This window comes from Candidatus Andeanibacterium sp. (assembly GCF_057143545.1).
Genome location: NZ_DBNHSF010000214.1, coordinates 1 through 26099, shown reverse-complemented (window position 1 = coordinate 26099; position 26099 = coordinate 1). Strand labels below are relative to the sequence as shown.

The window sequence follows — 26099 nt, the reverse complement described above, 5'->3', positions numbered from 1 at the left end:
ATCCCGGATTTCCGTGAGCAGCTCGACTTCGGTCGGTCCGGCGGGCGGCGCTGCTTCTTCCTGCTTCTGCATCAGCCTGTTGGCATATCGCACCATCAGGAAGATGACGAAGGCGAGGATCACGAAGTTGATAACGGTGGAGATGAAGCTTCCCAAGGCGAGCACGTTCGCTCCCGCCTCGCGCGCCGCAGCCAGGCTGGTACCAGGCGCGACCTCCCCGCTGAGCACGATATAATTGTTCGAAAAATCGACATTGCCGAAGACCAGCCCGACGATCGGCATGATCACGTCGCCGGTGAGCGAAGCGACAATTGTGCCGAAGGCACCGCCGATGATCACCGCCACCGCCAGATCGATCACATTGCCCTTGGCGATGAATGCCTTGAACTCGCTGAGCATGGCCAAAATCCTCCTCGATTGATCCTTCGCGGATAGTGCCAAGAAACATTCCCGGCTGCAAACCCGATCGGGTGCGATAGTTCGCTAACACACCTTGAAATGACGCATATCATCTCTATTTACCGATCCGTGAGGCGGCCACATAACCGCCGCTATTGAGAGGGATTTCGCATTATGCATGCTTCGCCTTTCGCCCGCATCGGGCGCTTCGCCTTCGCCGCGGTCGCTGCCATCGGGCTCGCCTCCTGCGGGATCAATAGCGTTCCGACCGCGGAAGAGAATGCCAAGGCCAAGTGGGCCGATGTCGAGGCCGCGTTCCAACAGCGCGCCAACCTCATCCCCAACCTTGCCTCGGTCGCCCAAGGAGCCGCCGAACAGGAAGGCGGCATCCTCACCGGCGTGGTCGAGGCTCGCGCCAAGGCCACCAGCATCCAGCTGTCCGCCGATGACCTGACCAATCCCGAAAAGATGGCGGAATTCCAGGCCGCCCAGAACCAGCTGTCCGGCTCGCTCGCCGGCTTCGGCCGGCTGCTCGCCAATGTCGAAGCCTATCCAGAGCTCCAGAGCATCACCAATTACCAGATGCTGCAAAGCCAGCTCGAAGGCCAGGAAAGCCGCATCCGGGTCGCGATCCGCGACTATAACGAGGCAGTTCGCCAATATAACACCACGATCCGTACTTTCCCCGACGCGATCGGCGCCAAGGTGATTTACGGCGCGGAACCGATGGTGCCCTATGAGGCGGTCACCGAAGGCGCGGAAGTTGCGCCGAGCCTCGAGGGGCAGATCTGATCGAGAATCGGGGGCGAGGCATGTGACCTTGCGGCAACTGCTCGCCCCCTTGTTCCTCGCAGCCTCGATCCCTTTGGGGTCTTGCGACGCTGGGTTGGCTGAACCGGTCGCCGAGCTTGCCGATGCGCCTCAGCTTGAACTCACGGGTCGCGTTGTCGACGCCGCTGACATTTTTCCTGACGAAGTCGAAGCGCGACTGGTCAAATTGAGCGAGGAGCTAGAGGCTGCCACGAAGGTGCAGCTCGTGATCGCTTCCACACCCAATCTCAACGGCGAAGAGATCGAGAAATATGCCCGCGACCTGGGCAATCTATGGGGACTGGGAGACGCCGAACGCGATGACGGACTGCTACTGCTTGTCGCACCGAACGAACGCAAGGTACGAATTGCTGTCGGATTGGGCCTCGAGGAAACGCTTCCCGACGAGGATTGTATGCTGGTAATCGACGAGATGCTGCCGCTGTTCAGGCAAGGCAACATACCGGAAGGCACCGAATTGGGCGCAAGGCGACTAAACCGGATGACGCGCGAGAGGATGATGTGAGCGGTACTCCGATTTTTCAGAGACTCGCAGTAGTCATTGTGGCCGCGATGCTAGTATTCGCAGCACCAGCCGCCGCGCAGCCACAGTTCCCCGAACTCACCGGGCGGGTGGTCGATGCCGCGAGCATCATTCCGGACGACACCGAAGCGCAACTGGCCGCGAAGCTCGAAGCGCTGGAGACCCAGTCCCAGCGCCAGTTGGTGGTGGCGACGGTCCCCGACCTCCAGGGTTACGAGATTTCCGACTACGGCTACCAGCTCGGCCGTCACTGGGGCCTCGGCGACGCCGAGCGCAATGACGGGATCATGCTGCTGGTCGCGCCCAACGAGCGCAAGGTCAGGATCGAAGTCGGCTATGGCCTCGAGCCGATCGTTACCGACGGGCTCTCGCATCTGATCATCAACCAGCAGATCGTCCCGCGCTTCAAGGAAGGCGATATGCCCGGCGGCATCGTCGCCGGAACCGACGCCCTGATTGCCCAGTTGCAGTTGCCGCCCGACGAGGCGCAAAGGATCGCCTCCGAAGCCGGGCAGAGCCAGGGTAGCGACGATGCCCGCAACGCAATCGGCGGGACGATCTTCTTCATCATGTTCCTGCTGTTCTTCGTCATCCCGATCATCGCCGCGACGCGCGGCGGCAAGCGGCGCAGGGGCAGCGGCGTGGGCGAAGCGGTGGCCAACATCATCCTGTGGGAAGCGATGAAGGCCGCCACGGGAGGGCATAAGGGTTCGTCCGGCTGGGGTGGAGGCGGGTTTGGCGGCGGCGGTGGCTTCTCCGGCGGAGGCGGCAGTTTCGGGGGCGGCGGCGCCTCGGGGAGCTGGTAACATGAGCACACCGGTCTATCTCACCGCAGAAGAACACAAGCGCGTTTCCGATGCGGTCGCGCTGGCTGAATCCCACACCGCCGGCGAGATCGTGACCGTCGTCGCGGATCGGTCGGACGGCTATACCGATGTGGCGCTGTGCTGGGCGCTGGGGGCGGCCTTTGCCGCGATGGTGATCTACGCGGCGATCCCCGAATTCTATCTTGCCAGGATCGACCGGCTGCTGGGCAATTGGCAGAGCGAATGGACCACCCGCGAAGTGCTGGGCATCGCGCTGGCGCTGGGCGTCGCAAAATTCATCGGCGTGTTGCTGTTCCAGCTGATCCCGGCAGTGAAGTACTTCCTCATCCCCGGCCCGATCAAGACCGCGCGGGCGCATGCCAAGGCGGTCAATTTCTTCAAGGTCGGGGCCGAACGCCGCACGCATGGACGCACCGGCGTCCTGATCTTCCTCTCGATGCGCGAGCATCGGGCCGAGATTCTTGCCGACCAGTCGATCGCCGAGAAAGTCGATCCGGACGTCTGGGGGCACGCTATGGAAACCATGCTGCGCGAAATCGGGCAAGGCCGGATTGCCGACGGGATGATCGCCGCTGTGGGTGAAGTCGGCAAGGTGCTTGCAGAACATTTTCCGCGCGTAGAAAACGATCAGAACGAGTTGCCCGACCGACTGATCGAGATATGACCGACCCCGACGCGAACGCACCCGAGAAGATCCGCTGGCAGGGGCGCTTCATCACCGCGAAGCAGCGCGGTCGCTGGGAATATGTCAGCCGTTCCAATAATATCCGCGCTGCAGTGATCCTGCCGATCGATGGCGGCGACATCATCCTTGTGGAGCAATACCGCATCCCGCTGGGGCGTTCCTGTCTCGAGCTTCCCGCGGGACTGGTCGGCGACGACGAGAGCGAAAATGGCGAACAGACGCTCGCCGCCGCCAAGCGCGAGCTCGAGGAAGAAACCGGCTACCGGGCCGAGCATTGGGAGGATCTGGGCGAATATTACTCTTCGCCCGGCATGGTCAGCGAGAGCTTCACCCTGCTCAGGGCGACCGGCCTCACCAGGGTTGGCAGCGGCGGCGGGACCGGCGGCGAAGACATCACCGTCCACCGAGTGCCGCTCGCCAGCATCCATGAGGAAATCGCCCGGTTTCGCAAGCGCGGGGTCGGCATCGATGTGCGGCTGTTGATGCTGCTCGACGGCATTGTGCCGGCGCAATGAGGCAGGCGCAGGAAGAAGACCTGCGATCGGCAGTTCCTGAAACTATCGAGGCGAACCCGTCCTCGATCGAAGCGGCCAGCCTGATCGCCGAGCGGATTGCCCGGTTGCCGCCGGGCAACATCCCCTTCGTCGGCATCAACGGCGCGCAAGGATCGGGCAAGTCCACCATTGCGAAGCTTGTCGAGCTGGCATTGGCGCGCGTCCACGGACTGCGCGCAGTCCTGCTGTCGCTCGACGATTTCTATCTCGGACGGCCCCCGCGGTTTCTCCTCGAGCGCAATATCCATCCGCTTTGTGTCACCCGTGGCGTCCCTGGCACCCACGATGTTCAGACCCTGGCGGAGGTGATCGAGGCGCTCAGAACTGCCGGTCCGGATACAAGGACCTCCCTTCCCGCATTCGACAAGCTCAGCGACGATCGGCTGCCGCGCGAGGCCTGGCCCCAATTCGCAGGACGGCCCGATGTGATCCTGCTCGAGGGGTGGTGCGTCGGATTGCTGGCGATGGACGTGCCCGAGTGGGAGCGACCCATCAACCAGCTCGAGCGCGATGAAGATCCGAACGGAAGCTGGTTCGCATGGTCGCTAGCGACGCTTCGCGAAGATTACGAAACTATCTGGCAGGAGCTCGACCTGCTCGTATCGATCGAGCTGCCCGATCTCGAAACAGTGATCGATTCACGGCTGCGGCAGGAGCAGGGCCTGCCGAACAGCGAAGAGCACCGGAAAATGGACAGGAAGGCGATCACCCGCTTCGTGCAGCATTACGAGCGCTATACGCGCGCCTTGTGGGCCGCGATGCCGGAACGTGCCGACATGCTCTTCCGGCGGACCGCCGATTTCGGCTATTCGCTCGCCAAGGGTTAGGATCGCGGAGCTGCCATGAAGGTTTTTGTCGTCGGGGCCGGTGCTATGGGGTGCCTTTACGCGGCCGCGTTCCATCGCGGAGGCTGCGAGGTCGAGCTGGTCGACGTTAATCGCGAGCATATCGCCGCGATCAATCAGAACGGCCTCGACCTCGAAACCCGCGCCGGGCGCGAGACCCTGCGGCTGCCCGCGCACCATCCCGAAGGCGCGCGCGGCACGGCCGACCTCGTCCTGCTGTTCACCAAGGTGTTCCACACGCGGGACGCACTGATCGGCGCGGCGCACCTGATTGGTCCGGACACCCATGTCCTGACCCTGCAGAATGGACTCGGCAATGCCGAACGCGTCGCCGAACGGATCGCACGCGACAAAGTCCTGGTCGGGATCGCATCGCTGCCGGCGGACCTGCTCGGTCCGGGCAAGGTCCGCTCGATGGGCGAAGGCGGATCGCGGATCTATCCCGCATTCACCAAGGATGAGGGCTTCGCAGCCAGGGTTGTCGAAGCGCTCGAACGGGGGGGGATGCAGGCATCCCTGGAGCCCAGGATCCACGAAGCCATTTGGGAAAAGGCCATTTTCAACGCGACCATGAACCCGCTTTGCGCGTTGACGCGCCGCACGCCCGGCTTTCTCGGCAGGCATCGGGAAAGCGTCGAAATGATCCACGAACTGGTCGAGGAAGGGGTCGCGGTCGCCAATGCCTGTGGTTTCCCGATCGATGCAAAGCCGATCCACGACCTGACCATGGTCTCGCGGGTCGACCATGCCGATCACGAGGCCTCGATGCTGCAGGACATCAAGGCTGGCCGGCGGACCGAGGTGGATGCCATCAACGGCGCGATCGTCGCAGCGGCCAAGGCGGCAGGCATCGAAGCGCCGCTGATGGAAACGCTCTGGCGGCTGGTGAAGCTGGAAGAGGCCAAGATCGCCGAGAGCGACTAGCCAAGGAAAACGGCGCGCCCAGCGGACGCGCCGTCAATCTTGCGTGATGCGGTCCGGCCTAATTGCCGCCGGTCGTGCGATCTCCGCCGAGGCCGCGGTCATCGCCCGCTTCGTCGCCGTCGGCGGCCGCTTCGCCATCGGTGGCCTCTTCGCCTTCCATGGCCGCTTCTTCGCCCATCGCCGAATCGTCGGCGACAGCTTCCTCGGCAACCGGTTCTTCGGCGACCGGAGCCTCTTCGGCGGCATCGCTGCTGCAGGCAGCAAGCGCCAATGCGAACATGGAAGTGGCAGCAACAGTTAGAACTTTGCGCATGATATTTCTCCCCTTAGGCGCCCGAAGGTAACGAAAATCCCATTTTGTGCAACATTTCTGCAAATCGGGGCAGATTCCTCAGCGGATCGAGCATGGGATCGTTGCGCGACTGGACCATCCCCGCATCCCCGATCGTATAGGCGCGCTCCAGCAGCGACAGGGCAAGGTCCGTTTCGCCGCGCTGCGCCTGAATTTGCGCCTGCTGGTAGAGGCTGTTCTCGCCAAACTCGCCGATAACCCTTGCCAGCGCTTCTTCCGCAGCCTCGCGATCTCCCTGCCTGTTCGCGATCTGGGCAATGCCGGTCGTCCGGCCTAGTAGCCATGGTTCCCTGGTGTAGCTCTCCCTCGCCGCTTCGATATCGCCCCGGACATAGGCGATATCGCCAAGGATATGATGGACGCCGGAAAGGCCTGGGTTGAGGGCCAACGCCGAGCGAAACTCGGCAATTGCCGCATCGAAGTTCCTGGCTCCATATTCGATCACGCCAGCATCGCGAAACACCGCCGGATTGAGCGGATCGAGTTGCTTGGCCCGCGCGATCGCCTTGCGGGCGGATTCGAAGTCTCCTGTCCGCCCGGCAAAATTGGCGTAGCCGGACAGGATATCGGCGTCGCCGAAACCGAGCTCGAAGGAGCGTTCGTATGGGTCGGTGGCTGCTGCCACGTCCAGTCGCCCGCGAAACAGCGTATAGCCAAGCGCTGCCTGCGCCTCGGCCAGACCGGGGGCAAGCTGGATCGCCTTTCTCGCGGCATCGATCGAACGGTCATAATAGTCCGAGAGTTCGCTGCCCATCAGGTAGTTGTTGGCGATGAATGTCAGCGATCGCGAGCGCGCGGCGTGCGCCGCGGCATAGTCCGGATCGAGCCCGATCGCGCGGTCGAATTGGGCCAGCGCCTTGCGGTCGCTCTCCTCGTCGACAGCGGACGCATAGGTCGCCGACCCAAGCAGGTAGGCATCGTAGGCGGCAGGATTGCTGGTCCCGCCAATCCGCATAAACTCGCCCGAGCCACTCTCCGACAGGCGGGAAACAAGCGCATCGGCGACAAGATACGAAATCTCGGACTGCACTTCGAAAATGTCGGCCATCGGGCGCTCGAACCGGTCCGACCACTCCTCGAACCCGGACTCGCCATCGATCAATTGCGCGGTCACACGAACAATTTCGCTCGAGCGCCTGACGGTCCCGTCGAGCAGGTAGCGGACGCCAAGCTTCCTAGAAATCTCGGGCGCCGACGCCGACCTGCCGCGAAAGCTGTTGGACGACGTCTTGGCGGCAACGGACAGCTGGCGATTGAGGCTGAGGGTCGCGCGCAATTCCTCCGACAGCCCTTCGGCAAAATAGTCCTGCTCCGCGTCCCCGCTGATATTGGCGAAAGGCAGGACGGCCAGGCTGCCATCCGCAGGCTTGCTGCCCGACATACCGCCCCTCCAGGCGATGGCGCCCAGGCCGAGCGCCGTGATGGCTCCGCCTCCGAGGAGCACCATACGCCGATCGAACGCGAAGGCCGGCTTGCGCCGCATTGGCCTGGCATTGTCCCTCGCCGCCATGGTGGACACCCTGCGCACGAGCTGTTCCGCTTCCGACGTTCCCGGGCGCATTTTCGACAGCGGCAAGGAAATATACTGGAACTGCCGAAACCCGAGCGGCGGATGGCTTCCGTCGATCGATACCGGGACCAGGCATTGCCGTTCCCGCCCGCGCGTCGCCTCATCCTGGACCCAGGGTGAGGGAACCGAGTTCTTTGACCACAGGACCACGATTGCCGGCGCATTCTCAAGTGCCTGCTCGGTGATGTGCTGGAAGCGCTCGCCCGGCTCGATATGGTCGTCCCACCAGACCGAGAAACCCGACACCTCGAGCAACTCGACGACCTTTGCGGCCACCTTGCGATCGGCATGGTTGTAGGAAACGAAGATCGGGGCGGTCGGGCCGCCCTTGCCATCAGTTTCGTTCCCGTCCGTCATTGGTCGGCCAATATCCCGCAGGGACCAGCGAAGACCAATGCTATGCCTTTGAGATCACGCTCACAAGCCCACAGGGCCGACGGCGATGGAATTGCGGGTGGTTACAAGCCTTCCATGCCGCTAAGCGATGCGCGAAGGTAACGAAGCCAATGCCCAACGATCACGACGCCCTGAATTTTGCCGCGGCGAATGAGGCGGCGCTGTGCACGATCGTCGGCATCGAAGGCAGCTTTTCGCGACGGTTGGGGGCGCAGCTCGCTGCAGGGCGAGACCGCAGCCTGGCGGGCGACCTGGCGGATAATTGCCTCCATGCCGAACTGGCAAAGCAGGCCGAGATTGCCCGGGCCGAAGGTTCTTCCCGAGTGCTGCGTTATGGCCAGGGCTCTCCCTTCATCGACTTTCGCCTGCCCTGCGGTTCGGGCCTCGACATATTGGTCGATCCGGCGCCCGACCGCGCCGCGCTGCAGGACTGCGTAGCCGAACTTGGAGCGCGCCGCCCTGCGCAACTCGTCCTGCAATCGGGCACGGGCATGCTGGATATCCGCCGTTACGTTCCCAGCCTGAGAATGCTGGTGCTGGGCTCCGGATCGGAATGCGAAGCACTCGAACGGCTGGCAAGGGCGCAAGGCGTCGAAATCGAGCGCCGCGAGGCCGGCAATGGCCTGGCGCTCAACCAGGTGCCGCGCGATCTGCGCGCCGATCCATGGACGGCAGTCTTGCTGCTGTTCCACGATCATGAGTGGGAGCACGCCCTGCTCGATTGGGCGTTGGGGACCGAGGCGTTCTATATCGGTGCGCAAGGCGGCGCGGCGGCACGCGAGGAGCGGATCGAACGGCTGCAGGCAGCCCGGCATGGCCAGAAGGCCATTGCGCGCATCCATAGTCCGATCGGCTTGATCCCGCATGCCAGGGATTCACAGGTGCTGGCCCTTTCCGTGCTGGCCGATGTGGTCGGAGCCTATGAAGAGCTCCATCCCCACCGATGAAGCACAAGCTTGCCATCGCAATCCTGGCCGCGGGCAAGGCTGATCGCTTCGGCGGAGGCAAGCTCGATGCGAACCTCGCCGGAAAGCGCCTCGGCAGCTATGCCGTGGAAGCGGCCCTGCCCTTGGGATTGCCGAAGATAGTTGTCGCGTGTCCTCCGCCCGAATTCGCCTCGGAGGCCCTCGCCTGCGGCGAAGCCCAACTGCTAAGGAACAAGCGTGCCGATGAAGGGCTTGGAACTTCGGTCGCGCTGGCTGCCATGCAAGCTTCAGCAGCCGGAGCGGAGGCGCTGCTCCTGTTGTTGGCCGACATGCCCCAGGTATCCTCTGGGACCTTGAGCAAGCTCGTCGAGAACTGCTCGCCGGAGCGGCCTGCGGCGGTTGAACATCACGACGGGAGGGCCGGTATCCCCGCCTGTTTCCCGGCTGACTGGTTTCCAAGGCTTGCCGGACTCACGCATGATCATGGAGCTGGTGGCTTGCTCAACGAAGCGACGAATGTGGCCCTGGTCAGGGTCGATCCGTCCGAGTTGGTCGATATCGATACTCAAGCCGACCTTTCAGCGCTCGAGACCCGACACCGGCTTTAGGCGGTCGCCAGCGCCTCCCGGTCGATCGGCAACCTCCGGACCCGCTTGCCCGTCGCGTTGTAGATCGCGTTGGTCAGGGCGGCGAGCACCGGCGGCAGGGCCGGTTCGCCCAGACCGGTTGGCGGAAAATCGGTGATCAGGAAGTCCACCTCGATATTCGGGGTTACCGGCATGCGCGGTAACGGATAATCGTGGAAGTTGGACTGGACGACTGCTCCGTCCGCGATATGCACCGCAAGACCGGTCGCCTGGCCCAGGCCGTCGATGATCGAGCCTTCGACCTGGTTGTGCGCGCCCGACGGATTGACGATCTGGCTTCCCACATCGCCCACCACCCAGACATTATGAACCGCAACCTGCCCGCGATTGCTGACGCTGGCTTCGACCACTTCCGCGAAATAGCCGCTATGGCTGAAATAGAAGCCAAAGCCCTTGCCGCGGCCCTCCGCGGCGCCCGCAGCCCAGTCCGAATTCTCCAGGACCCGGCGGATCGTGCCCATCGCCCGTTTGGGACTGAAACCCATCATCGGGCCGAACGGACCGGCCTGCATTCTCGGTTCCTCTCCCTTGGCCAGGAGGTCGAGCATGAGGCTCGGCAGGTCGCGCCCTTGCGCTTCTGCCACCTCGTCGAGGAAAGCCTGCATGACGAAGGCCAGTCCGTTCGAGCGCGGGGCCCGGAGCGCCCCCATCGGCACGCGCGTATCCATCTTGCTCTGGACGAAGCTCAAATTGTCGACATAGCCCGCCGGGAATTCTCCTGCGGTCATGCCCGCGGGATCGAACGGATTTCCTTCGACAGCAGGTTTGAAGGTCACAAAGTGATCGGTAAAGCCAACCAGGTTGCCGTCACCGTCGAGGGCCGCGCCCAGGCGATGCCAGCCAGCAGGGCGATAGAAATCGTGACGGGTGTCATCCTCGCGGCTCCAGATGAGCTGGACCGGGGTGCCCTGGACCTTTTGCGCGATGGCCGCGGCCTGCGACATGAAATCATTGGTGAGGCGTCGTCCGAAGCCGCCGCCGGACCGAGTGATGTGAAGCGTTATCTTGTCCTGTCCGATACCAAGGGTCTTTGCGACACCCTCCACGCCATCGGCCGGGTTTTGCGTGGGAGCCCAGATCTCGACCGAGCCGTCGGCATGGCACAGGGCCGTGCAATTCTGCGGTTCCATCGGTGCATGGGCGAGGAAGGGATAATGGTAGTCGGCTTCGATCACCTTGGCCGCCGAGGCGAACGCGGCGTCGGCATCGCCCTGCGCGACGATCGTGCCGTGGGGCTTTTCGGCCCACAACGCCTGGGCCTGGGCCTCATAGCCCTCGCTCGAATGGGTACCCCATTGGCCGTTGTCCCACTCGATCGCAAGCTTCTCGCGTGCCTTGTTGGCGAGCCACCAATTGTTCGACAGGATTGCAACCCCGTCGACCAGCATCTCCGGATTGTCATTGCCCTTGAGGACGAAGGCATCGATCACGCCGGGCGAGGCCTTGGCGGCCTCGAGATCGGCGGATGCAAGCTTGGCGCCGAACACGGGTGAGCGTTCATAGGCGGCATAGACCATGCCTTCGAGCTGGGTATCGACCCCGAAGATCGGCTTGCCGGTAACGACCCGCGGGCTGTCGATCCCGCCGATCGCCCGGCCGATGATGGTGAAGTCCTTCTGGTCCTTCAGTGTCAGGCTGCGCGGATCGGGAATCTTGGAATTCACCGCATCGCTCGCCACTTCGCCATAGGTGAGAGTGCGGCCGCTCGCCGGGTCGGTGATGACGCTCTTGCCGGTCGTCAAGGTGCGCGCGGGAACTCCGAGCCTGAGCGAGGCCGCTTCCAGGAGCATCGCTCGCGCCGCGGCGCCGGTCTGGCGCATCGGCAGCCAGTTCAATGGCGTCGCGAAACTGCCGCCCGCCAGCTGCATCCCGTATTTCTGGAAATCGAAGTCGCCCTGTTCGATCGAGACCATGTCCCAATCGGCATCGAGTTCTTCCGCGATCATCTGCGGCAGCGAAGTCTTGATGCCCTGCCCGATTTCCGGATTCTTGCCGATGATCGTGATCGTTCCGTTAGGCGCGATGCTGACAAATGCGTTGAGCTGGCTCATCGCGGTCTGGCCGGCCGCCGCCCGCGCGACGATCGGCAAGGTGGCGCTCATGGCGAAGCCTCCGCCCGCAAGCGCGCCGACCTTGAGCAAGGTCCGCCGCGACAATCCTTGATCGATGACTGCCTCAGGCATTGGCCTTGCTCCTCGCGTCGGCAACCTGAGCGATCGCCTTGTGGATCCGCTTGTAGCAGGCGCAGCGGCAGATATTGCCGTTCATCGCCGCTTCGATCTGCCGGTCGCTCGGATTGGGATTGCGTTCGAGCAGCGCGGTCGCGTTCATCAGCTGCCCGGCCTGGCAATAACCGCATTGCATGACATCGTCATCGAGCCATTTCTGCTGGAGCGCCTGGCCGATTTCGGTTTGCTCGAGCGCTTCGATCGTTGTCACCTTGGCATCGCCGATCGAGCCGATCGGGGTCGAACATGAGCGGGTGGCAACCCCATCGACATGGACAGTGCAGGCGCCGCACAATCCCATACCACAGCCGAACTTGGTGCCGACCATGCCGAGCTCGTTGCGCAGCGCCCAGAGCAGCGGCATGTCCTCGGGCACGTCGAGCTCACGTTCTACCCCGTTGATAGAGACCTTGACGGTCATGCAAATCCTCCCGGAAACCAAAAACAGGGCCCAGCGATGCCCGTAGCGGTTGCGACACTAGGTATCTGAACCGGCTGCGCAAGTCCCCAATATTGCCGCGAACAGTCAATTCCAGCCGGACATTTGCGCCAGTTTTCTCGACCAAACACTAGCAGAGGCTTAACGCTCGCACAAAGTCCTCAAGATAATCGGACAAAATCAACGAATTGCGGGCGAAGCAAGACAATCGGCCCGGTTTGCGGCTAACACTGGGCTGACGAATCGGCTGCAGCAGGCCGATCCGTAAAAATTTCCATGGGAGGAAAATTTGCCACTCGTTAACATGAAGCCGTTGCTGCGCGACGCGATGGACAACGGCTATGCGGTCGCGGCCTTCAACCTGGTCGACTACAACACCACCAAGGCAATGGTGAAGGCAGCCGAGAGTCTCAATGCTCCGGTCATCTGCCAGACCAGCGCGAAGACCATCCAGTATTTCAGTCACAAGGAAATCGTCAGCTGGGTCCGCACCGTCGCGGAAGACAGTCCCGTGCCGGTCGTCCTCCATCTCGATCACTGCAAGGACCTCGCGATGATCGAGGAATGCGCGCGCTCGGGCTGGACCTCGATCATGATCGATGCGTCGGAGCTGCCCTTCGAAGAGAATCTCGCCGAATCCTTGAGAGTCCGCGAGATTGCCGAAAGATACGGTGTCGGGATGGAGGCCGAACTGGGACAGATCATGGGCGTCGAAGACGACATGGTTGTTGACGAAGCGGACTCGGTGCTGACCGATCCGGAAGACGCTAAACGGTTCTGCGACGCGCTCGACCTGTCGGCATTCGCCTGCGCGGTCGGCACCGCCCACGGCTATTACAAGGGCGAGCCGAAGGTCGATTTCGACCGCATCGCTGCGATCAACGAGTTGACGCGAACGCCGATGGCGCTTCACGGCGGAACCGGGCTGAGCGACGAGACATTCGCGAAGGCGATTGCCCGCGGCAGCGCCAAGGTGAACATCTCGACCAATCTCAAGCATGTCTTCGTCGAGAGTTTCGTCGAATATCACCGGCGCAACCCCGACGATTACGAGCCGCTGCGAGTGATCGACGCGCAATACCAGGCCTGCAAGTCGCTGTTCGCAAGCTTCATCGAGAAGTTCGGCGGCAAGGATCGTGCCCAGCCATTCCTTGCAAAGGCGGCGTGAGCGGTCCGAACATGAAGGCACTGATATTCGATTGCGACGGGGTTCTCGTCGACACCGAACGCGACGCCCATCGGGTGGGTTTCAACAAGGCATTCGAGGAATTCGGGATCGACGCCGTGTGGAGCGTCGAGCTCTACGCCCGGCTGCTGCTTGTGGCCGGCGGCAAGGAACGGATGACAGCCTATTTCGACGAATTCGGCTGGCCGGAGGAAAAGCTCGGCCAATTCGGCGGAAAGGAGGGACTGATCGCCGAGTTGCACAAGACCAAGACGCGGATCACGTCCGAGATCGTGTCCGAGCTGCCCGTGCGGCCAGGAGTGCTGCGCATCATCGACGAAGCCATGGCGGCAGGGGTCAGGCTGGGCGTGTGCACCACCTCCAACCCGAAATTCATCGATGCGGTGCTCGACCTGTTCGGGCCCGAACGCAAGGCGGGCTTCGAATTCGTCCACGCCGGGGATGTGGTTACGAAGAAGAAGCCCGACCCCGAAATCTACGAACTCGCCAAGCAATCGCTCGGCCTGCCGGTTCACGAATGCGTGGTGATCGAGGATAGCCGCAACGGGTTGTTGGCGGCCAAGGGTGCCGGACTCCCTTGCCTTATCACCACCAGCACTTACACCGTGGACGAAGATTTCCGCGAGGCCGACAGAGTCGTTTCCGAATTGGGCGATGAACCCGATGTCCAGGTGACGCTGGCGGACCTCGCCGAACTTGCCGCGAGCCATGCGGCTTGAGGGAGAAGATTGGAATGGCAACTATTTCACTGGACCGGATCGTGGAGACGATCGACGTCACCTGCGACACCGTGATCCGCAATGAAAAGTATTTTTCGGATCTCGACGGGCTCGCCGGGGATGGCGATTTCGGGACTTCGCTCGCGACCGGCTTCAAGGTCATCAAGCAGGAATTGCCCGGGATGGAAAAGCCCGCCATCGGCGCGATGCTGCTCAAGATCGCCATGCTCTGCTCGAAGCATGTCGGTGGCAGTTCGGGCCCGATCTGGGGCACCGGCTTCATGAAGGCCGGAATGGCCTCGAAGGACCTGCAGGAGGTCGATTTCGAGCAGTTGCAGGCGATGGTCGGCAACGCGATCGACGGCATCGTCGCCCGCGGCGGTGCCCAGCGCGGCGACAAGACGCTGCTCGATGCGCTGCTGCCGATCCAGGAGAAGCTGCAGGAAATGGACGGCGACGATCTCGGCGCGGTGCTCGCGGCGGTGACCGCCGAGGCCGATAGGGCAATCGATGAAACCCGCTCGCTGGTCGCGCATCGCGGCCGTGCGTCGCAGGTCGGTGCGCGCAGCGCCAATACGCCCGATCCGGGCATTGTCGGCATCGCCACCATCCTCGTCGACTGGTGCAGGCATTTCGGTGTGGACTACAGCCCCACCGCCGCCGAGCTGAACCGCTAAACTTAATCGCTGATTTCACGGAGAGGACTTACCCATGAAGAAATTTGTCAACGATCCCGCCAACTTCGTGCCGGAATTCATGGCCGGCGTGATTGCCGCCAATCCGGACCTGCTCGAAGCGATGCCGGAATTCCAGCTGATCAAGCGCAAGCATGTCGATCCCGGCAAGGTCGCGATCGTGCAGGGCTCGGGCTCCGGTCACGAACCGGCCCATGTCATGGCCGTTGGCCCCGGCATGCTGACCGCCGCCTGCCAGGGCCCGGTGTTTGCCGCCCCGCCGGTCGATGCCTGCTACGAGACGATCAAGTCGGTCGCGACCGATGCCGGCGTGCTGGTGCTGGTCAACAACTACCAGGGCGACCGCATGGCCTGGGACATGGCCTGCGAAATGGCCGAGGCCGAAGGCGTCAAGCTCAAGCAGTTCATCATCAATGACGACGTCGCGGTGCAGGACAGCACCTGGACCGTCGGCCGCCGCGGCGTGGCCGGCAACTTCTTCGTGATGAAGGCCTGCGGCGCCGCTGCCGAGGCCGGCGCCGATCTCGACGCGGTCCATGCCATTGCCGACAAGGTCAACAACAACGTCCGCACGATGGGCCTCGCGCTTACCAGCTGCATCCCGCCCGCCAAGGGCGACCCGATCTTCGATATCGGGCCCGACGAGATGGAAGTCGGCGTCGGCATCCACGGCGAACCGGGCCGCGAGCGGACCAAGATCAAGCCGGCCGACGAGATCACCCAGCTGCTGTTCGATGCGGTGGCGAACGATTTGCCCTACAATTCGGGCGACCGGGTGGCGCTGATGATCAACGGATTGGGCGGCACCCCGCCGGCCGAACTCTATGTGATCTACAACAAGGCGGCCCAGCTATGCGCGGATCGCGGCCTCACCATTGCCCGCAACTATGTCGGCGAATATTGCACCGCCATCGAGATGGCCGGCTGCTCGCTGACGCTGCTCAAGCTCGACGACGAACTCGAGAAGCTGCTGGCAGCTCCGGCGACCACCGCCTGCCGCATCTTCTGATCCGAATTCGCAGGATCACCAAGGCGCCCCGGGGGAAACTCCGGGGCGTTTTTCCATGGCCGCAGCAGCGGACTGCGGTCCCGAACCTGAACGGAGGATAACAGGATAACACAGTCCAGGAAAAGAAATCCGTTCCAACCGGAGGGAATGAAACCGGACGAGTGAATCGACGATCGAAAGAGCCGCCGGGACACTGGCAGCTTGGGCCGGATTAGGAAGACGGAAAGTCCGCTATGGGTGGTTGGCGGACATTGCCTGCTCAGGTTCTGAGCCGACCGTTTCGATGTCGCTCGTCAATCGCCTGGTTGCTGCAGCATCATGCTTTGCTGATCGAGCATTTGCTCCATCATCATCTGCATCATGTCCATCCGGGACTGCATCATGTCCATGCGAGCCTGCATGTCCTTGGGCAACGCCGCGCCATCTGCTGAACCTTGACCGCTCATGTCCCTGCCGCCCATCATGCCGTGCATCCCCTGCATCATCGAATGCACCGCCTGCATCTGCTCTTGCATCAACTGCATGTGCTGCTGCATCAGCTCAATGCGATGTTGACCGTGAGCTTCAGAAGCCTCGGTCATGAGCGTGCTCATTTGTTCGAAGCGATGGCTCATTTGTTCGGTGTTAGCGTCGTGCATCGATCTGGCATGATCCTGGCCGCCATGCGCCTGGGCCAGCGCTGGTGACGACGAGAGCGCCAGAAGTGCGGCCAGAGAAACAATATGAATCTTCTTCATGACATATCTCCTAGAGTTGGGAGGCGACCCAAGGCTACCAGTGCCACGCAGTTAGTTCGTGCGATGTAGACGCTCCCTCGAGCCTTTATGATCGGCCAGACTGCCCCAAATCGTCAATTGATCTAACAACTCATGCAGGACGCCTTCGTTTGTGGTAAGGATGAGGCAAAGAGAGGGGAAGGAACCATGAAGATCAATTCAGTCAAATTCGGGCTGGCTACTGCCATAGTTTTTGCGGCCTTCTGGTCGATTTGCAGCTTGTTTGTCCTTTCGATGCCGATGGGCATGATGCGAATGAGCAACTACATGATCCATGCCGACTTCGGTCAAACTGCTTGGTTTCTCGGCTGGGCAGGGTTCATTTACGGCTTGCTGGCGTGGTCACTCATAGCCGGAGTCACTGCTTGGGCAATCGCAGCAGTCTATAATCGGCTGCTTGGTTAATCATGCAGGCCCATCGCCACCAATTGCAACTCTGGTTCTGAACCTGTTAATCGGCCTACAGAAATATAAGGGCAAAGGAGTTAGCCCATGAACAGACACGTCCTCCTCTCAGCATTGGTTGCGCTCTCGATCCCGGCTACGGCATTCGCCCATTCGCAAGTGGCTACCTCGACACCGGCAGACGGCGCGACTGTCAAATCGGTCACCAAGATCACACTCAATTTCAGCGAAACGATGATCCCCGCGACCGCCTCTACCCAACTGATAATGACTGCGATGCCGGGCATGGCAAATCACGCCAATTTGGAGATCAAGAACTTCACAACCAACTGGTCGAACAGCAACAAGACCTTGACCATCAACCTCAAGAACAAGCTGAAGGCAGGAACCTACGAGGCGCGTTGGCAGGGAGCGGGTGCAGACGGTCATCGCATGAGCGGAACGGTCCACTTTGACGTCGGCTGAGTGTCGGAAAGCCCGCTCCAGCTCCTGCTGCGCTTCGGCCTCTACGCCGATCTAATTCTGCTGACAGGATTTTTGGGCTGGTCCGCCTTCGGGCCCGCTCGAATGCAGTACATTTTTCGAAATACATTGCCGCGAGCAGCAAACTTCTGGCTCTCTGGTATCGGCATACTGTTGGCAATTGCCACGATGCTCGTCTCAATCGGGACCATGATGGGCCAGCCAATTCTCGAACTCGAAGCCAGCTCGATCGATGCGATCCTATTCGGCACTGGTCTGGGCTGGGCATTTGTGGTTCGCTTGATAGCCCTCACTGCGACGGTTGCGGCATTGCTTCTGCCGGCTATTCAAGCTTCGCGACTGCACGTGGCCGCTCTCTTCGCCATCGTGGCCCTTGGATCTCTTGCAGGGAGCGGACACGCAGCGGTCACGGAAGGCTCCTTGGGTGCATTTCACAGGCTCAATGACGCACTGCACCTGCTGATTGCCGCAATCTGGATCGGAGCCATCGTTGGCTTCATGCTCTCTGCCTGGAAGCAGGGTAGATCGAGAAGACCGGACCAGCTATCCGAATTGGCCGATGCACTGCGCGGCTTCTCGCCATTCGGCACGGTCCTTGTGCTGTTGGTGGCGATGACGGGCTTGATCAATCTGTTGCTGATAACGGGATGGGAAGCGCTGCCCGAATTGTGGCGGAGCCAATACGGCTTCCTCCTGGGAATCAAGTTGGCGCTATTCGCAGGCATGCTTGTCGTTGCTGGATTACATCGCTGGCTACTGGCCCCGGCCCTGCACTCCGCAATTGAAAGTGAAGCAAAAACTGGCAAGGCATTGCTTGCACTACGCCTGAGCCTTGCCGCCGAGTTTCTCATTTCGCTCTTGATCCTGGCTGTGGTCGCCTGGCTTGGTATGACGGCGCCGCTAACGTCCGCTTAGGGCCGTCAGCGGCCCTAGCTCAGCGCAGCACCCCGCGCCGCTTCATCGCCCTGGCGTAGAGAAACAACAGCGCCGCGATCACCGCGATGATCGCCGTGACCGTCGCAGCGACATTGTTGGCGTAGATCCGCGAAGTGCCGTTCGCCAGTTCGACCATGTTGTTGAGCAGGATGAACGCCAGCGCAACGCCAAAAGCCGCCTCCGCCCAGCGGTTGCGCAACAGCAGCAGGATCGAAGCGATCACCGAGCCATAGGTTGCGATCGCGGTGGTCGCCACCAGCCAGGCCGGCTTGTCGGCATAATAGGCGACTTCGTCTGCCGTCAGCCCTTCGCGCAGGCCGAGTTGCGACATCTGGATCGTGTAGGCACCCGAAACATACCACAAGAGCGCAACCACCCCAATTGCCCACAGGTGCCAGGGCGCGGATGGGTCCGCATTGCCATTCTGTCCTTCTTCGGTCATCGCCTGCCTCTCCTCGCGATGTTCCCGGTCAACTCCCGCCGTTGGCCTTTCGGTATTCCTCGAAGCGCGGGCTGGTCGCGACGATATAGGCCCTCACCAGCGTGTTACCCTCGTGGCAGGCATATTCGAACGGCTGGTAGCTGTCGTCGCGCCGCCACGGGAAGCCCATCTTGAACGGCTCGGCAAGCACTTCGGGATCCTCGATCCAGGCCTCGTAGAACACCTGTTCCGGGCCATAGAGCGTGAAATGCTCGGTGATCTTCATGCTCTTGCTGGTCGGGATCGGCTGGTTCGACGGCCCGACGATCACCATCGGGGCCTCGCCAGTGAAATTGGCGGTCTCGACCACCAGCGTGTTGCCCTCCCAATGCCCGATCGAATCTCCCAACCAGGGCGTGATTTCCGCGGGCAGATGTTCCTTGCGGGTGAGGTCGATCACCCGCGTCTCATGGATCATTTCGAGGTTGATCACCACCTTGCCCGGCGACTGGAAGATTCGCAGCCCATTATTGTAGGGAAACGGAATCATCGAGGCCGGCAGGCCGCGGGTGATGCAGTGATCGAGCGAATTGAAATCGTCGCGGCTTTCGAACACTTCTTCCGACCAGCTGCTTTTCATGCCCGCAGCGCGGCGGCGGCCCTCATCGTTCATCTTGATCCGGCCATCTGCCGGTTCGACGATCAGCGAGGTCTGGCGCAGGGTCCGGCCATATTCGAACCAGTTGCCCGAACCGAGCTTGTTGGCCTGGTCTTCCCGATCGGCGCCGCCTTCCACGAACTCGGCCTGTTCGACCGCCTGCTCGTATTCCTCGTCGGTATACCAGCCCCGCGTGCCGAACCGCTCGGGCCGCTGCATCGGCGTGCGGCCGAGGTCGAGTGGATAAGTCCCGCGGAAATCGGGATCGCCCCATGGGGTAAGCGGGGCGGTCCAGCCTTCGGGCGGAGCGGGCGGCACGCCAACCTGGGGCATGTCCTGTTGCGCGAGGGAAGGCCCGGCCAGAGCCAGCAAGAATGCGGCGAGAAGGGCGGAACCGGTTTTTCGTGTGACCATCGCGCCCTTCCCCCTATTCGCTTGCGGCTGGCGGTGGAGGAGCCATCATCGTCAGCGGGACGGGCACGCCCTTGAGCTGTTCCATCGCGATGAACAGATTGTTGAGCGTGCGGGTCTTGGGGGTCCCACCATATTCGAGGCCCTTCATCAGGTTCTCGCCGGTATAGGCGCTCATCCTGGGATCGGTGGCGAAGTATTTGTCGTAGGCTTCGACATAGTTGAGGCCTTCGGCCACGCCCTTGCGCGCCACCTCGACGATCTTGTGGGTATAGCCGACATAGCCGAGGAAGGTCTGCCAGTCGTCGACCTTGCCGTGGCCTTCGATTACTGTGTCGATATTACCTTCAAAGGCCTGGACCGCGCGGTCGAGCGTGGCCGGCATTTCAAGCGCGCTGCCGCCCGAGGCGGTGTCGATCACCGCGCCCATGTCCCAGGCCATCACGTCGCCCGTAACCATCGCCCGTTCGGACGGGAAGACCACGAAGGTATCGCCATTGGTGTGCGCGGGGCCGAAATAATGGAGGTCGACCCGATTGCGCCCGGTGCCGAGCGAAGCGAATTTGTCATAGGTGATGTTCGCCGCGCCCGCCGGGTTGGCGAACGGCCCCGAACTGGCCGAGGCTGCGGCATTCCTGTGCGTAACGATATCCACTGTCGCACCGTTTTCTCGGAAGAACGCATTGCTGCCGAGATGGTCGGGATGCGAATGCGTGTTGACGATCAGCGTCACCGGGAGGTCGGTGACCTTGCGAACCTCGGCAAGGATGGCTTCGCCATTGCCGGGCACCTTGGTGTCGACCAGCACCACACCATCATCGCGAATAAAGACGGTGGTGTTTCCGCCGCCGCCAAAGATCTTGTAGAGATTGTCGGAGATCTTCTCGATCGGTTCGGGGCCGGGCAGGCCCTGCGCCATGACCGTGGCCGCAGTGATACCGCCTGCCACGATTGCTGAAAGCACTGCGAACCGCTTCATATTGTCTCTCCCTAGACGAACACCCGCTGGACGAACCAGAAGGCGCCTGCGCCGATGACCAGGATCGATCCCCCGAGCTCGACGCGCCTTGACCATCGGGGCCGATACCACCTGATGCCTGCCAGCAGGAATGCCAGCGGCACGACGGCGGCGAGCTGCCCCAGTTCGACCCCGACATTAAACGAAAACAGCGACCAGCCAAGGGCAGATTGAGGAAGTCCGAATTCCTGCAAGACGCTGGCAAAGCCGAATCCGTGGATCAGGCCGAACCCCAGCGCCATCCAGAAGCGAAAGTCGCGCCCTTCCCCGCGCAGGAGATTGTCGGCGCCCACGACGATGATCGTGAGCGCGATCGCCGGCTCGACCAGCCACCCGGGCACGGTGACTATGTCCAGAACCGCGAGGCCGAGCGTGATCGAATGGCCGATCGTGAATGCGGTGACGATCCGCACCAGTTGCCAGAGGCTTCCGCCGAGCAGCAGCAATCCGAACAGGAACAGGAGATGGTCGGGGCCGATCAGGATATGATGCGCGCCGGTCGGCACGAAGACCTTGATGATTGCCCAGACACCTTGGGCGCTGCCGGTATAATAGGTTTGCGGTTCGCCCCCGGCGGCAAAGATCATCTGCTGGCGCAATTCGCCCTGCTCATAGACATTGACGAAAGTCTGGTGCTGCGGATCGTAAGGGAACAGCTGCGGCGCGATCGAAAACGAACCGGGCGGTTCGTGGGGAATGCGAAAGGCCAGCTGGATCGCATCGTTCTCGATCAGCGGCCTGGCCCCTGTCCATTCCAATGTGGCTGGCAGATCGCCGCCGATATTGAGCCGCCCTGCGAGTAGCGGGGTGATTTCGCCAAATCGCGCATCGAGCAGGTGCTGGTCGAGCGCCTGCTGCGGATCGGCCAGTTCCAGCTCATGGGCGATATCGATCGCGTGGACGGTCAGCAGGCCGTCGATCCGATCCTCCTTGAGGTCGAGATCGAGATAGCTGAACGGTGCCGGATGGGCCCACGCCCCGGCCGGCGCCAGCAGCACTAGCAGGAGCACGAGCCAGTGGAGCGCAGCGACGCGGGGGATCACTGGTGCGGCTTCATCCCGAACGGCAGTTCGGACGTATAGGCGTGGATCGAAGCGATCCTGCCGTCCTCGACACTCATCAGTTCGACCACCTGGTAGGTCAGCGGATAGCCCCCGCCAAGCGCCGGCAGGTCTTCGAAGGTACGATAGACGATCAGCCCGCGCGCTTCATCGACGGCGAGGATTTCGCGGTCGCGGATCTGCTCGATGGAATTCAGGCCAGGTCCGCTGAAAGGCGAAATGCAATCGGCCACGTCGAGACCGTTGACGTGCCAGCGGCAGCCGTCGGTAAAGATTGCGGGCGCTCCGCTGCGGGCGTTGACCGCGGCATAGAAACCTTCGCCCAATTCCTCGATCGTCTTGCGCAAAGAGCGCCGCTCGGGCGGAACGAGAGCAAAGTCGGGCGCGGCTCCGGCTTCGGGCTCGACATAGGGCGGGCCGTATTCCTTGCGCCGGATCAGCGCATCGATCCCGCCGATCGCGCTGCCGGCGGCACTGACCGTCATCGCCGCCCAGGCCGGCTGGCCGTGTTCCTCGATCCTCCCGATCCACACCGCCTTGCCGGTGAGCGGGTCGCTCACCACCAGCGGATCGGGATCGACCGCGGTCACGGTCGCCCAGATCCCCTCGCCGACGCGGATACCGACGCTGTTCTCGGCATAACCGACCTTTACGGCCCAATTGACGCCTTGCCATCGGTTGCCGGCCATCGCCCCGACCGCGGAACGGGCATTGGCTTCGAGGCAGGCCGCGTCGCAGGTGTTAGGCTGCGCGCCGTGTTCGGGCGGGCTCGCATCCGGCCCCCAGAACGGGTTGTGCATGAAATACGGGACATAGGTGAAAACCGCCTCGATCCGCTGGATCGCTCCTCCCTTGATCCGGAACGCCTCGATCAGGCTGATCGAATTGGGCCATTTGAGCGCGGTCCGCATCTCGCGCCCATTGGTCAGGAGGTAGCGGTCGACTTCGTTGTCGTGGTCGAAGAATCCGCGGCTGACGACCACGCCACGCTCCTCATCGACGATGAAATGGTCGCGCCGGATGCGCTTGTTGATCCGGTAGATGCCGAGCAGGAATTGCTCGCGGCAGCCCGCGGCGATGGCGGCGGCATTGCCTCCGCCGCCGCCCGGGGGCGGAGCGGTGGTCGAGATGCCGTTCTCCAGCCGCGCGCAATCTTCGGTGAAGTGGGCGAACACCTGCCCGTCGTTGCGCTCGACAGTATCGAAGTAAGTGTCAGCCGCGGCCAGCAGGCGCTCGCGGCTGCGGCGCTGCTCGGGCGGGAGGATTTCGTTGAACTCCTTGTCGTGGACCATGTTCTCGACATCGCCGAACGGCGCGGGGAGCGCGGTCCGGCGATGGACCACGGTCTCGATTTCGTCGATCAGGCCGCCCGAGACGTGAATCCTTGCGGCCAGGATCACGGGCGTGCCGTTCTCGCGCGCGGAACCGAACCAGGCGGCATTGCCGGTCGAAGGATCGGCGGCTTCCAGCCCGACCTCGTCGACGGCGGTGACGGTCGCCCACAGGCCCTGGCCGACCGCCAGCGGAACGTTGTTCTCGGTGAACATGACGCTTTCCGCCAGCGGCAGCTGGCTGGCATCCCCTGCGGCAAGCGCCGTCATGAAGACGTCGAGCTGGCCCAGCAGGCAGGCCCGGTCGCAATCCGGCAGCCGGACGGCCGAATCCTCGCCCGGCGCCTGGGCGGCAAGCGGGGTTGCGAGGATCGCGGCCATTGCCGCGATGAACGGGTTCAGTCTGCGCATCGGGTCAATTCTCCTGCGTTGCGTCGTCTGCCCAGTCTTCGTTCGCCCGGGCAATCAGATAGGCGTGGATCGCCTCGGCCTGGCTTTCGGACAGCAGGTCCTTGAAGCTCGCCATGCCCTTGTCGGCGCGGGTGCCCTCGAGCACGATGTCGAGGAACTCGGCATGGGTCTCGGACGACATGTAGCGCAGGTCCTTGAGGCCGCCGCGCGCATCGTCGCCGTGGCAGGAGCGACAAGTCTCGGCGTAGAGCGCGCGACCCTCGATCACCTGTGCTTCGCTCGCGCGCAGGAACGGCGGCCGCGGCAGCGCAGGCGGCGGCGGCATCGGGGGCAGTTTGGCGGTACCACCGAGCTTGAACACCAGCAGCCGCGACTGCGCAGTCCTGAGGCCGCCGGGAACCCTGCTAGCGCCGAGCGACGGAGCGCCATGCCAGCCGGCGTTGACCGCGACATATTGCTCGCCATCGACCATGTAGGTGATCGGCCCTGCCACCGGGATCTGGTCGACAGGCATCTCCCACAACAGCTTGCCGTCGTCCGGCGAGAAGGCAGCGAAAGTCTTGTTGGTGGTGCCTTCGAACAGCAGGTTTCCGGCCGTTGCCAGCACACCGCCCGAACCGGGGAAGGGAAAGTTCACGCGCCAGGCCTCGCGCTGGTTCACCGGGTCCCAGGCGATCAGGAAGGCCGCTTCCATCGCGTCTGCCTCGGCCTGCAGTCTCCTGGCCAGTTCGGGATCGCTCCGGTTGGCGTAGTCGCGGCCGCTATTGGAGCGGAACGGCACCCATCGGTACTGGTCGTCGGGCAGGATCGAGATGACATCGGCCTGCACCTGCGCCGCGAAATAGACCAGCCCGGTCTTCGGATGATACGCCATCGGGTACCAGCTATGCGAAGCGAAGGCGCCGGGCGTCATCAGGTGCGGGGTGCGGGTGTTGCGCGCCTCGGGATAGACGAGCGGCCGACCGGTTTCCGGATCGAGCCCGCTGGCCCAGGTGTTCGGCACATAGGACTTGCCCGAGATGACCTTGCCGGTGACGCGATCGAGCACGTAGAAGAAGCCGTTCTTCGGCGCCTGCATCAGGACCTTGCGGGTGCGCCCGTCGATCTCGAGATCGGCCAGCATCATCGGCTGGGTACAGGTGTAGTCCCACTCTTCGGCCGGAACCATCTGGTAATGCCAGCGATAGTTGCCGCTATCGGCATCGACCGCGATGATAGAACACAGGAACAAATTGTCGCCGCCGCCGGGCGAACGGAAATGCTGCATATGAGGGCTGCCGTTGCCGGTGCCGATATAGACCAGGTTGAGATCGGGATCGTAGACGATCGAATCCCATGCGGTGCCCCCGCCGCCGCCCTTCCACCACTCACCGGTCCAGGTCTGTGTCGCCATCGGCATGACGCTGTCGGATGCTTCGCCGTCGGGGCCATCGGCCGGATTGCCGGGCACCGTGTAGAACTTCCAGAGCTTTTCCCCGGTCTCCGCGTCAAAGGCGGTAACGAAGCCGCGCACGCCATAGTCGGCGCCGCCATTGCCGATCACCACCTTGCCATCGAACACGCGCGGCGCGCCGGTGATCGAATAGGCCCAGTCGGGATCGACGGTCTGCCGGGACCAGACTTCGCGGCCATCCCTGGCGTCGATCGCGATCAGCCGACCGTCTAGCGCGCCGATATAGAGCTTGCCGTTCCAGGCCGCGATCCCGCGGGAGGATGGGCCGCAACACGCAAGCCGCGCCCATTCGCGCGCGACCTTGGGATCGTAGGTCCACAGTTCCCGACCGGTCTTCGCGTCATAGGCGGTGATCACGTTGAACGACGAGGCGTTGTAGAGCACGCCATCGATCACCAGCGGCGTGGCCTGGATTCCCCGGAAGGTGCCGAGATCGGCGTACCAGGCGAGCCCAAGCTGGCCGACATTGCCCTGATTGATCAGGTCGAGCGGGCTGTAGCGCTGCTCGTCCCAACCGCGGCCATAGCTCATCCAGTCGCCGACATTCTCGGGCGCATCGATCGCGCGCATCGCCGCGCCATCGACAGCGGCGGGTGCGGACGGCTGGGAAGCTCGTGCCGGCCCCGGGGCGGCATCGGGATCGAGTGCGCAAGCCGCCAGCGCCAGGCTCATGAAAAGGAAGGCGGGCACGATCCGCCCCAAACCAGCAAGCTGTCTCATCCTCGTTCCCGATTGCCTCCCATGACCCTTCTCTTGCCGTGCGCGTCCGGAAATGTGAAGCGCTTCCCATATTTTTGCATGACTTTGTCCGGATTGTGCTTCCAAGTCGCGCAAGCGGAGATATGATGCAAGCTCGGAATGAACGAATATTCCCGTGGGAAGAGGACCAGAATGCGCTTTCGATCCGCCCTGACGGCATTTTTCCTCTGCGCCGCGAGCGGCTGCGTGCCGTCGCTGATAAAGGCACAGGAAGCGTGGCC

Annotated in this window: 29 protein-coding genes; 16 read left to right on the top strand and 13 right to left on the bottom strand. The window is 62.7% G+C overall.

The annotated features are described in order from the left end of the window. On the bottom strand, window positions 1-399 hold a 399-nt coding region (gene mscL, locus AC16XC_RS12620), incomplete at its 3' end, for a large conductance mechanosensitive channel protein MscL (protein WP_484035015.1). 174 nt (window positions 400-573) lie between these two features. Here mscL and AC16XC_RS12615 point away from each other — a divergent pair. The 7 genes from AC16XC_RS12615 to AC16XC_RS12585 are packed head-to-tail and all read left to right on the top strand — an operon-like array spanning window position 574 to window position 5588. Continuing rightward, window positions 574-1191 carry a LemA family protein gene (locus AC16XC_RS12615; RefSeq protein ID WP_484035014.1) on the top strand — a complete coding sequence of 206 codons (618 nt, stop codon included), beginning with the start codon at window positions 574-576 and terminating at the stop codon, window positions 1189-1191. Between the two features lie 49 nt (window positions 1192-1240). Then, the gene (locus AC16XC_RS12610; protein ID WP_484035013.1) at window positions 1241-1735 is read left to right on the top strand and encodes a TPM domain-containing protein; all 495 of its coding nucleotides are present in this window, start codon (window positions 1241-1243) and stop codon (window positions 1733-1735) included. Window positions 1736-1782: 47 nt separating this feature from the next. Continuing rightward, the gene (locus AC16XC_RS12605) at window positions 1783-2559 is read left to right on the top strand and encodes a TPM domain-containing protein (RefSeq protein WP_484035012.1); all 777 of its coding nucleotides are present in this window, start codon (window positions 1783-1785) and stop codon (window positions 2557-2559) included. A gap of 1 nt (window position 2560) precedes the next feature. Beyond that, window positions 2561-3244: a TPM domain-containing protein gene (locus tag AC16XC_RS12600; RefSeq protein WP_484035011.1), complete on the top strand. Its 684-nt coding sequence runs from the start codon at window positions 2561-2563 to the stop codon at window positions 3242-3244. Then, entirely contained in the window at window positions 3241-3780 is a 540-nt protein-coding gene (locus tag AC16XC_RS12595; RefSeq protein ID WP_484035010.1) for an NUDIX hydrolase, read from the top strand. Before AC16XC_RS12600 ends, AC16XC_RS12595 begins: the two co-directional genes overlap by 4 nt. Continuing rightward, on the top strand, window positions 3777-4646 hold the full coding sequence (locus tag AC16XC_RS12590) for a kinase (protein ID WP_484035009.1): 870 nt from the start codon (window positions 3777-3779) through the stop codon (window positions 4644-4646). The genes AC16XC_RS12595 and AC16XC_RS12590 overlap by 4 nt, the downstream gene beginning before the upstream one ends. Window positions 4647-4661: 15 nt before the next feature. Beyond that, window positions 4662-5588 carry a ketopantoate reductase family protein gene (locus AC16XC_RS12585; protein ID WP_484035008.1) on the top strand — a complete coding sequence of 309 codons (927 nt, stop codon included), beginning with the start codon at window positions 4662-4664 and terminating at the stop codon, window positions 5586-5588. 58 nt (window positions 5589-5646) lie between these two features. Here the strand turns inward: AC16XC_RS12585 and AC16XC_RS12580 are convergent, their stop codons facing one another. Beyond that, complete coding sequence (locus tag AC16XC_RS12580; RefSeq protein ID WP_484035007.1) at window positions 5647-5901, bottom strand: hypothetical protein; 255 nt, start codon at window positions 5899-5901, stop codon at window positions 5647-5649. Between the two features lie 13 nt (window positions 5902-5914). Beyond that, a complete protein-coding gene (locus tag AC16XC_RS12575) occupies window positions 5915-7867 on the bottom strand; it encodes a TIR domain-containing protein (RefSeq protein ID WP_484035006.1) in 1953 nt (650 codons plus the stop codon). A gap of 149 nt (window positions 7868-8016) precedes the next feature. Here AC16XC_RS12575 and AC16XC_RS12570 point away from each other — a divergent pair, with 149 nt between their 5' ends. Together AC16XC_RS12570 and AC16XC_RS12565 are read left to right on the top strand one after the other, a co-directional pair. Next, window positions 8017-8853 (top strand): XdhC family protein, encoded by an 837-nt coding sequence (locus tag AC16XC_RS12570; RefSeq protein ID WP_484035005.1) that lies wholly within the window; start codon window positions 8017-8019, stop codon window positions 8851-8853. After that, the gene (locus AC16XC_RS12565; RefSeq protein ID WP_484035004.1) at window positions 8850-9440 is read left to right on the top strand and encodes a nucleotidyltransferase family protein; all 591 of its coding nucleotides are present in this window, start codon (window positions 8850-8852) and stop codon (window positions 9438-9440) included. The genes AC16XC_RS12570 and AC16XC_RS12565 overlap by 4 nt, the downstream gene beginning before the upstream one ends. Here AC16XC_RS12565 and AC16XC_RS12560 read toward each other — a convergent pair. Then, window positions 9437-11662, bottom strand: a complete 2226-nt coding sequence (locus AC16XC_RS12560; RefSeq protein ID WP_484035003.1) for a xanthine dehydrogenase family protein molybdopterin-binding subunit — start codon at window positions 11660-11662, stop codon at window positions 9437-9439. The two genes, AC16XC_RS12565 and AC16XC_RS12560, sit on opposite strands and share 4 nt — an antisense overlap. Further along, window positions 11655-12128: a (2Fe-2S)-binding protein gene (locus AC16XC_RS12555; protein ID WP_484035002.1), complete on the bottom strand. Its 474-nt coding sequence runs from the start codon at window positions 12126-12128 to the stop codon at window positions 11655-11657. Before AC16XC_RS12555 ends, AC16XC_RS12560 begins: the two co-directional genes overlap by 8 nt. Before the next feature lie 322 nt (window positions 12129-12450). Here AC16XC_RS12555 and AC16XC_RS12550 point away from each other — a divergent pair, with 322 nt between their 5' ends. Genes AC16XC_RS12550 through dhaK form a run of 4 tightly spaced genes read left to right on the top strand, consistent with a single transcriptional unit; the run spans window position 12451 to window position 15755 of the window. Continuing rightward, window positions 12451-13314: a class II fructose-bisphosphate aldolase gene (locus AC16XC_RS12550; protein WP_484035001.1), complete on the top strand. Its 864-nt coding sequence runs from the start codon at window positions 12451-12453 to the stop codon at window positions 13312-13314. An 11-nt stretch (window positions 13315-13325) separates the two neighbouring features. Next, window positions 13326-14051 (top strand): HAD-IA family hydrolase, encoded by a 726-nt coding sequence (locus AC16XC_RS12545; RefSeq protein ID WP_484035000.1) that lies wholly within the window; start codon window positions 13326-13328, stop codon window positions 14049-14051. A 14-nt stretch (window positions 14052-14065) separates the two neighbouring features. Next, window positions 14066-14728, top strand: a complete 663-nt coding sequence (dhaL, locus tag AC16XC_RS12540) for a dihydroxyacetone kinase subunit DhaL (RefSeq protein WP_484034999.1) — start codon at window positions 14066-14068, stop codon at window positions 14726-14728. Window positions 14729-14762: 34 nt separating this feature from the next. Then, the gene (dhaK, locus tag AC16XC_RS12535; RefSeq protein WP_484034998.1) at window positions 14763-15755 is read left to right on the top strand and encodes a dihydroxyacetone kinase subunit DhaK; all 993 of its coding nucleotides are present in this window, start codon (window positions 14763-14765) and stop codon (window positions 15753-15755) included. Between the two features lie 293 nt (window positions 15756-16048). On the opposite strand, the gene AC16XC_RS12530 is transcribed toward dhaK, so the two are convergent. After that, entirely contained in the window at window positions 16049-16492 is a 444-nt protein-coding gene (locus tag AC16XC_RS12530) for a hypothetical protein (RefSeq protein WP_484034997.1), read from the bottom strand. A gap of 186 nt (window positions 16493-16678) precedes the next feature. Between AC16XC_RS12530 and AC16XC_RS12525 the strand changes: the two genes are divergently transcribed. From AC16XC_RS12525 to copD, 3 genes are all read left to right on the top strand, one after another. Then, window positions 16679-16936 carry a DUF5676 family membrane protein gene (locus AC16XC_RS12525; protein ID WP_484034996.1) on the top strand — a complete coding sequence of 86 codons (258 nt, stop codon included), beginning with the start codon at window positions 16679-16681 and terminating at the stop codon, window positions 16934-16936. 87 nt (window positions 16937-17023) lie between these two features. After that, window positions 17024-17401, top strand: coding sequence for a copper resistance protein CopC (locus AC16XC_RS12520; RefSeq protein WP_484034995.1), 378 nt, complete (start codon window positions 17024-17026; stop codon window positions 17399-17401). Continuing rightward, window positions 17402-18334 (top strand): copper homeostasis membrane protein CopD, encoded by a 933-nt coding sequence (gene copD, locus AC16XC_RS12515; RefSeq protein WP_484034994.1) that lies wholly within the window; start codon window positions 17402-17404, stop codon window positions 18332-18334. A gap of 19 nt (window positions 18335-18353) precedes the next feature. Here copD and AC16XC_RS12510 read toward each other — a convergent pair whose 3' ends face one another. The 7 genes from AC16XC_RS12510 to AC16XC_RS12480 all read right to left on the bottom strand — a co-directional run. Continuing rightward, window positions 18354-18797, bottom strand: a complete 444-nt coding sequence (locus tag AC16XC_RS12510) for a hypothetical protein (RefSeq protein ID WP_484034993.1) — start codon at window positions 18795-18797, stop codon at window positions 18354-18356. Window positions 18798-18825: 28 nt separating this feature from the next. After that, entirely contained in the window at window positions 18826-19767 is a 942-nt protein-coding gene (locus tag AC16XC_RS12505; protein WP_484034992.1) for a hypothetical protein, read from the bottom strand. Between the two features lie 94 nt (window positions 19768-19861). After that, window positions 19862-20824, bottom strand: coding sequence for an MBL fold metallo-hydrolase (locus tag AC16XC_RS12500; RefSeq protein ID WP_484034991.1), 963 nt, complete (start codon window positions 20822-20824; stop codon window positions 19862-19864). An 11-nt stretch (window positions 20825-20835) separates the two neighbouring features. Continuing rightward, entirely contained in the window at window positions 20836-21906 is a 1071-nt protein-coding gene (locus AC16XC_RS12495; RefSeq protein WP_484034990.1) for a HupE/UreJ family protein, read from the bottom strand. Continuing rightward, on the bottom strand, window positions 21903-23666 hold the full coding sequence (locus tag AC16XC_RS12490) for a DUF8021 domain-containing protein (RefSeq protein ID WP_484034989.1): 1764 nt from the start codon (window positions 23664-23666) through the stop codon (window positions 21903-21905). Before AC16XC_RS12490 ends, AC16XC_RS12495 begins: the two co-directional genes overlap by 4 nt. Before the next feature lie 4 nt (window positions 23667-23670). Continuing rightward, entirely contained in the window at window positions 23671-25839 is a 2169-nt protein-coding gene (locus AC16XC_RS12485; protein ID WP_484034988.1) for a PQQ-dependent dehydrogenase, methanol/ethanol family, read from the bottom strand. Continuing rightward, on the bottom strand, window positions 25836-26099 hold a 264-nt coding region (locus AC16XC_RS12480), incomplete at its 5' end, for a hypothetical protein (protein WP_484034987.1). The genes AC16XC_RS12485 and AC16XC_RS12480, both read right to left, overlap by 4 nt.

Coding starts and splice junctions, on each gene's coding strand:
- AC16XC_RS12615 (WP_484035014.1), top strand. CDS start 574: ATGCATGCTTCGCCTTTCGCCCGCATCGGGCGCTTCGCCTTCGCCGCG.
- AC16XC_RS12605 (WP_484035012.1), top strand. CDS start 1,783: ATGCTAGTATTCGCAGCACCAGCCGCCGCGCAGCCACAGTTCCCCGAA.
- AC16XC_RS12600 (WP_484035011.1), top strand. CDS start 2,561: ATGAGCACACCGGTCTATCTCACCGCAGAAGAACACAAGCGCGTTTCC.
- AC16XC_RS12595 (WP_484035010.1), top strand. CDS start 3,241: ATGACCGACCCCGACGCGAACGCACCCGAGAAGATCCGCTGGCAGGGG.
- AC16XC_RS12590 (WP_484035009.1), top strand. CDS start 3,777: ATGAGGCAGGCGCAGGAAGAAGACCTGCGATCGGCAGTTCCTGAAACT.
- AC16XC_RS12585 (WP_484035008.1), top strand. CDS start 4,662: ATGAAGGTTTTTGTCGTCGGGGCCGGTGCTATGGGGTGCCTTTACGCG.
- AC16XC_RS12580 (WP_484035007.1), bottom strand. CDS start 5,901: ATGCGCAAAGTTCTAACTGTTGCTGCCACTTCCATGTTCGCATTGGCG.
- AC16XC_RS12575 (WP_484035006.1), bottom strand. CDS start 7,867: ATGACGGACGGGAACGAAACTGATGGCAAGGGCGGCCCGACCGCCCCG.
- AC16XC_RS12570 (WP_484035005.1), top strand. CDS start 8,017: ATGCCCAACGATCACGACGCCCTGAATTTTGCCGCGGCGAATGAGGCG.
- AC16XC_RS12565 (WP_484035004.1), top strand. CDS start 8,850: ATGAAGCACAAGCTTGCCATCGCAATCCTGGCCGCGGGCAAGGCTGAT.
- AC16XC_RS12560 (WP_484035003.1), bottom strand. CDS start 11,662: ATGCCTGAGGCAGTCATCGATCAAGGATTGTCGCGGCGGACCTTGCTC.
- AC16XC_RS12555 (WP_484035002.1), bottom strand. CDS start 12,128: ATGACCGTCAAGGTCTCTATCAACGGGGTAGAACGTGAGCTCGACGTG.
- AC16XC_RS12550 (WP_484035001.1), top strand. CDS start 12,451: ATGAAGCCGTTGCTGCGCGACGCGATGGACAACGGCTATGCGGTCGCG.
- AC16XC_RS12545 (WP_484035000.1), top strand. CDS start 13,326: ATGAAGGCACTGATATTCGATTGCGACGGGGTTCTCGTCGACACCGAA.
- dhaL (WP_484034999.1), top strand. CDS start 14,066: ATGGCAACTATTTCACTGGACCGGATCGTGGAGACGATCGACGTCACC.
- dhaK (WP_484034998.1), top strand. CDS start 14,763: ATGAAGAAATTTGTCAACGATCCCGCCAACTTCGTGCCGGAATTCATG.
- AC16XC_RS12530 (WP_484034997.1), bottom strand. CDS start 16,492: ATGAAGAAGATTCATATTGTTTCTCTGGCCGCACTTCTGGCGCTCTCG.
- AC16XC_RS12525 (WP_484034996.1), top strand. CDS start 16,679: ATGAAGATCAATTCAGTCAAATTCGGGCTGGCTACTGCCATAGTTTTT.
- AC16XC_RS12520 (WP_484034995.1), top strand. CDS start 17,024: ATGAACAGACACGTCCTCCTCTCAGCATTGGTTGCGCTCTCGATCCCG.
- AC16XC_RS12510 (WP_484034993.1), bottom strand. CDS start 18,797: ATGACCGAAGAAGGACAGAATGGCAATGCGGACCCATCCGCGCCCTGG.
- AC16XC_RS12505 (WP_484034992.1), bottom strand. CDS start 19,767: ATGCCCCAGGTTGGCGTGCCGCCCGCTCCGCCCGAAGGCTGGACCGCC.
- AC16XC_RS12500 (WP_484034991.1), bottom strand. CDS start 20,824: ATGAAGCGGTTCGCAGTGCTTTCAGCAATCGTGGCAGGCGGTATCACT.
- AC16XC_RS12490 (WP_484034989.1), bottom strand. CDS start 23,666: ATGCGCAGACTGAACCCGTTCATCGCGGCAATGGCCGCGATCCTCGCA.
- AC16XC_RS12485 (WP_484034988.1), bottom strand. CDS start 25,839: ATGAGACAGCTTGCTGGTTTGGGGCGGATCGTGCCCGCCTTCCTTTTC.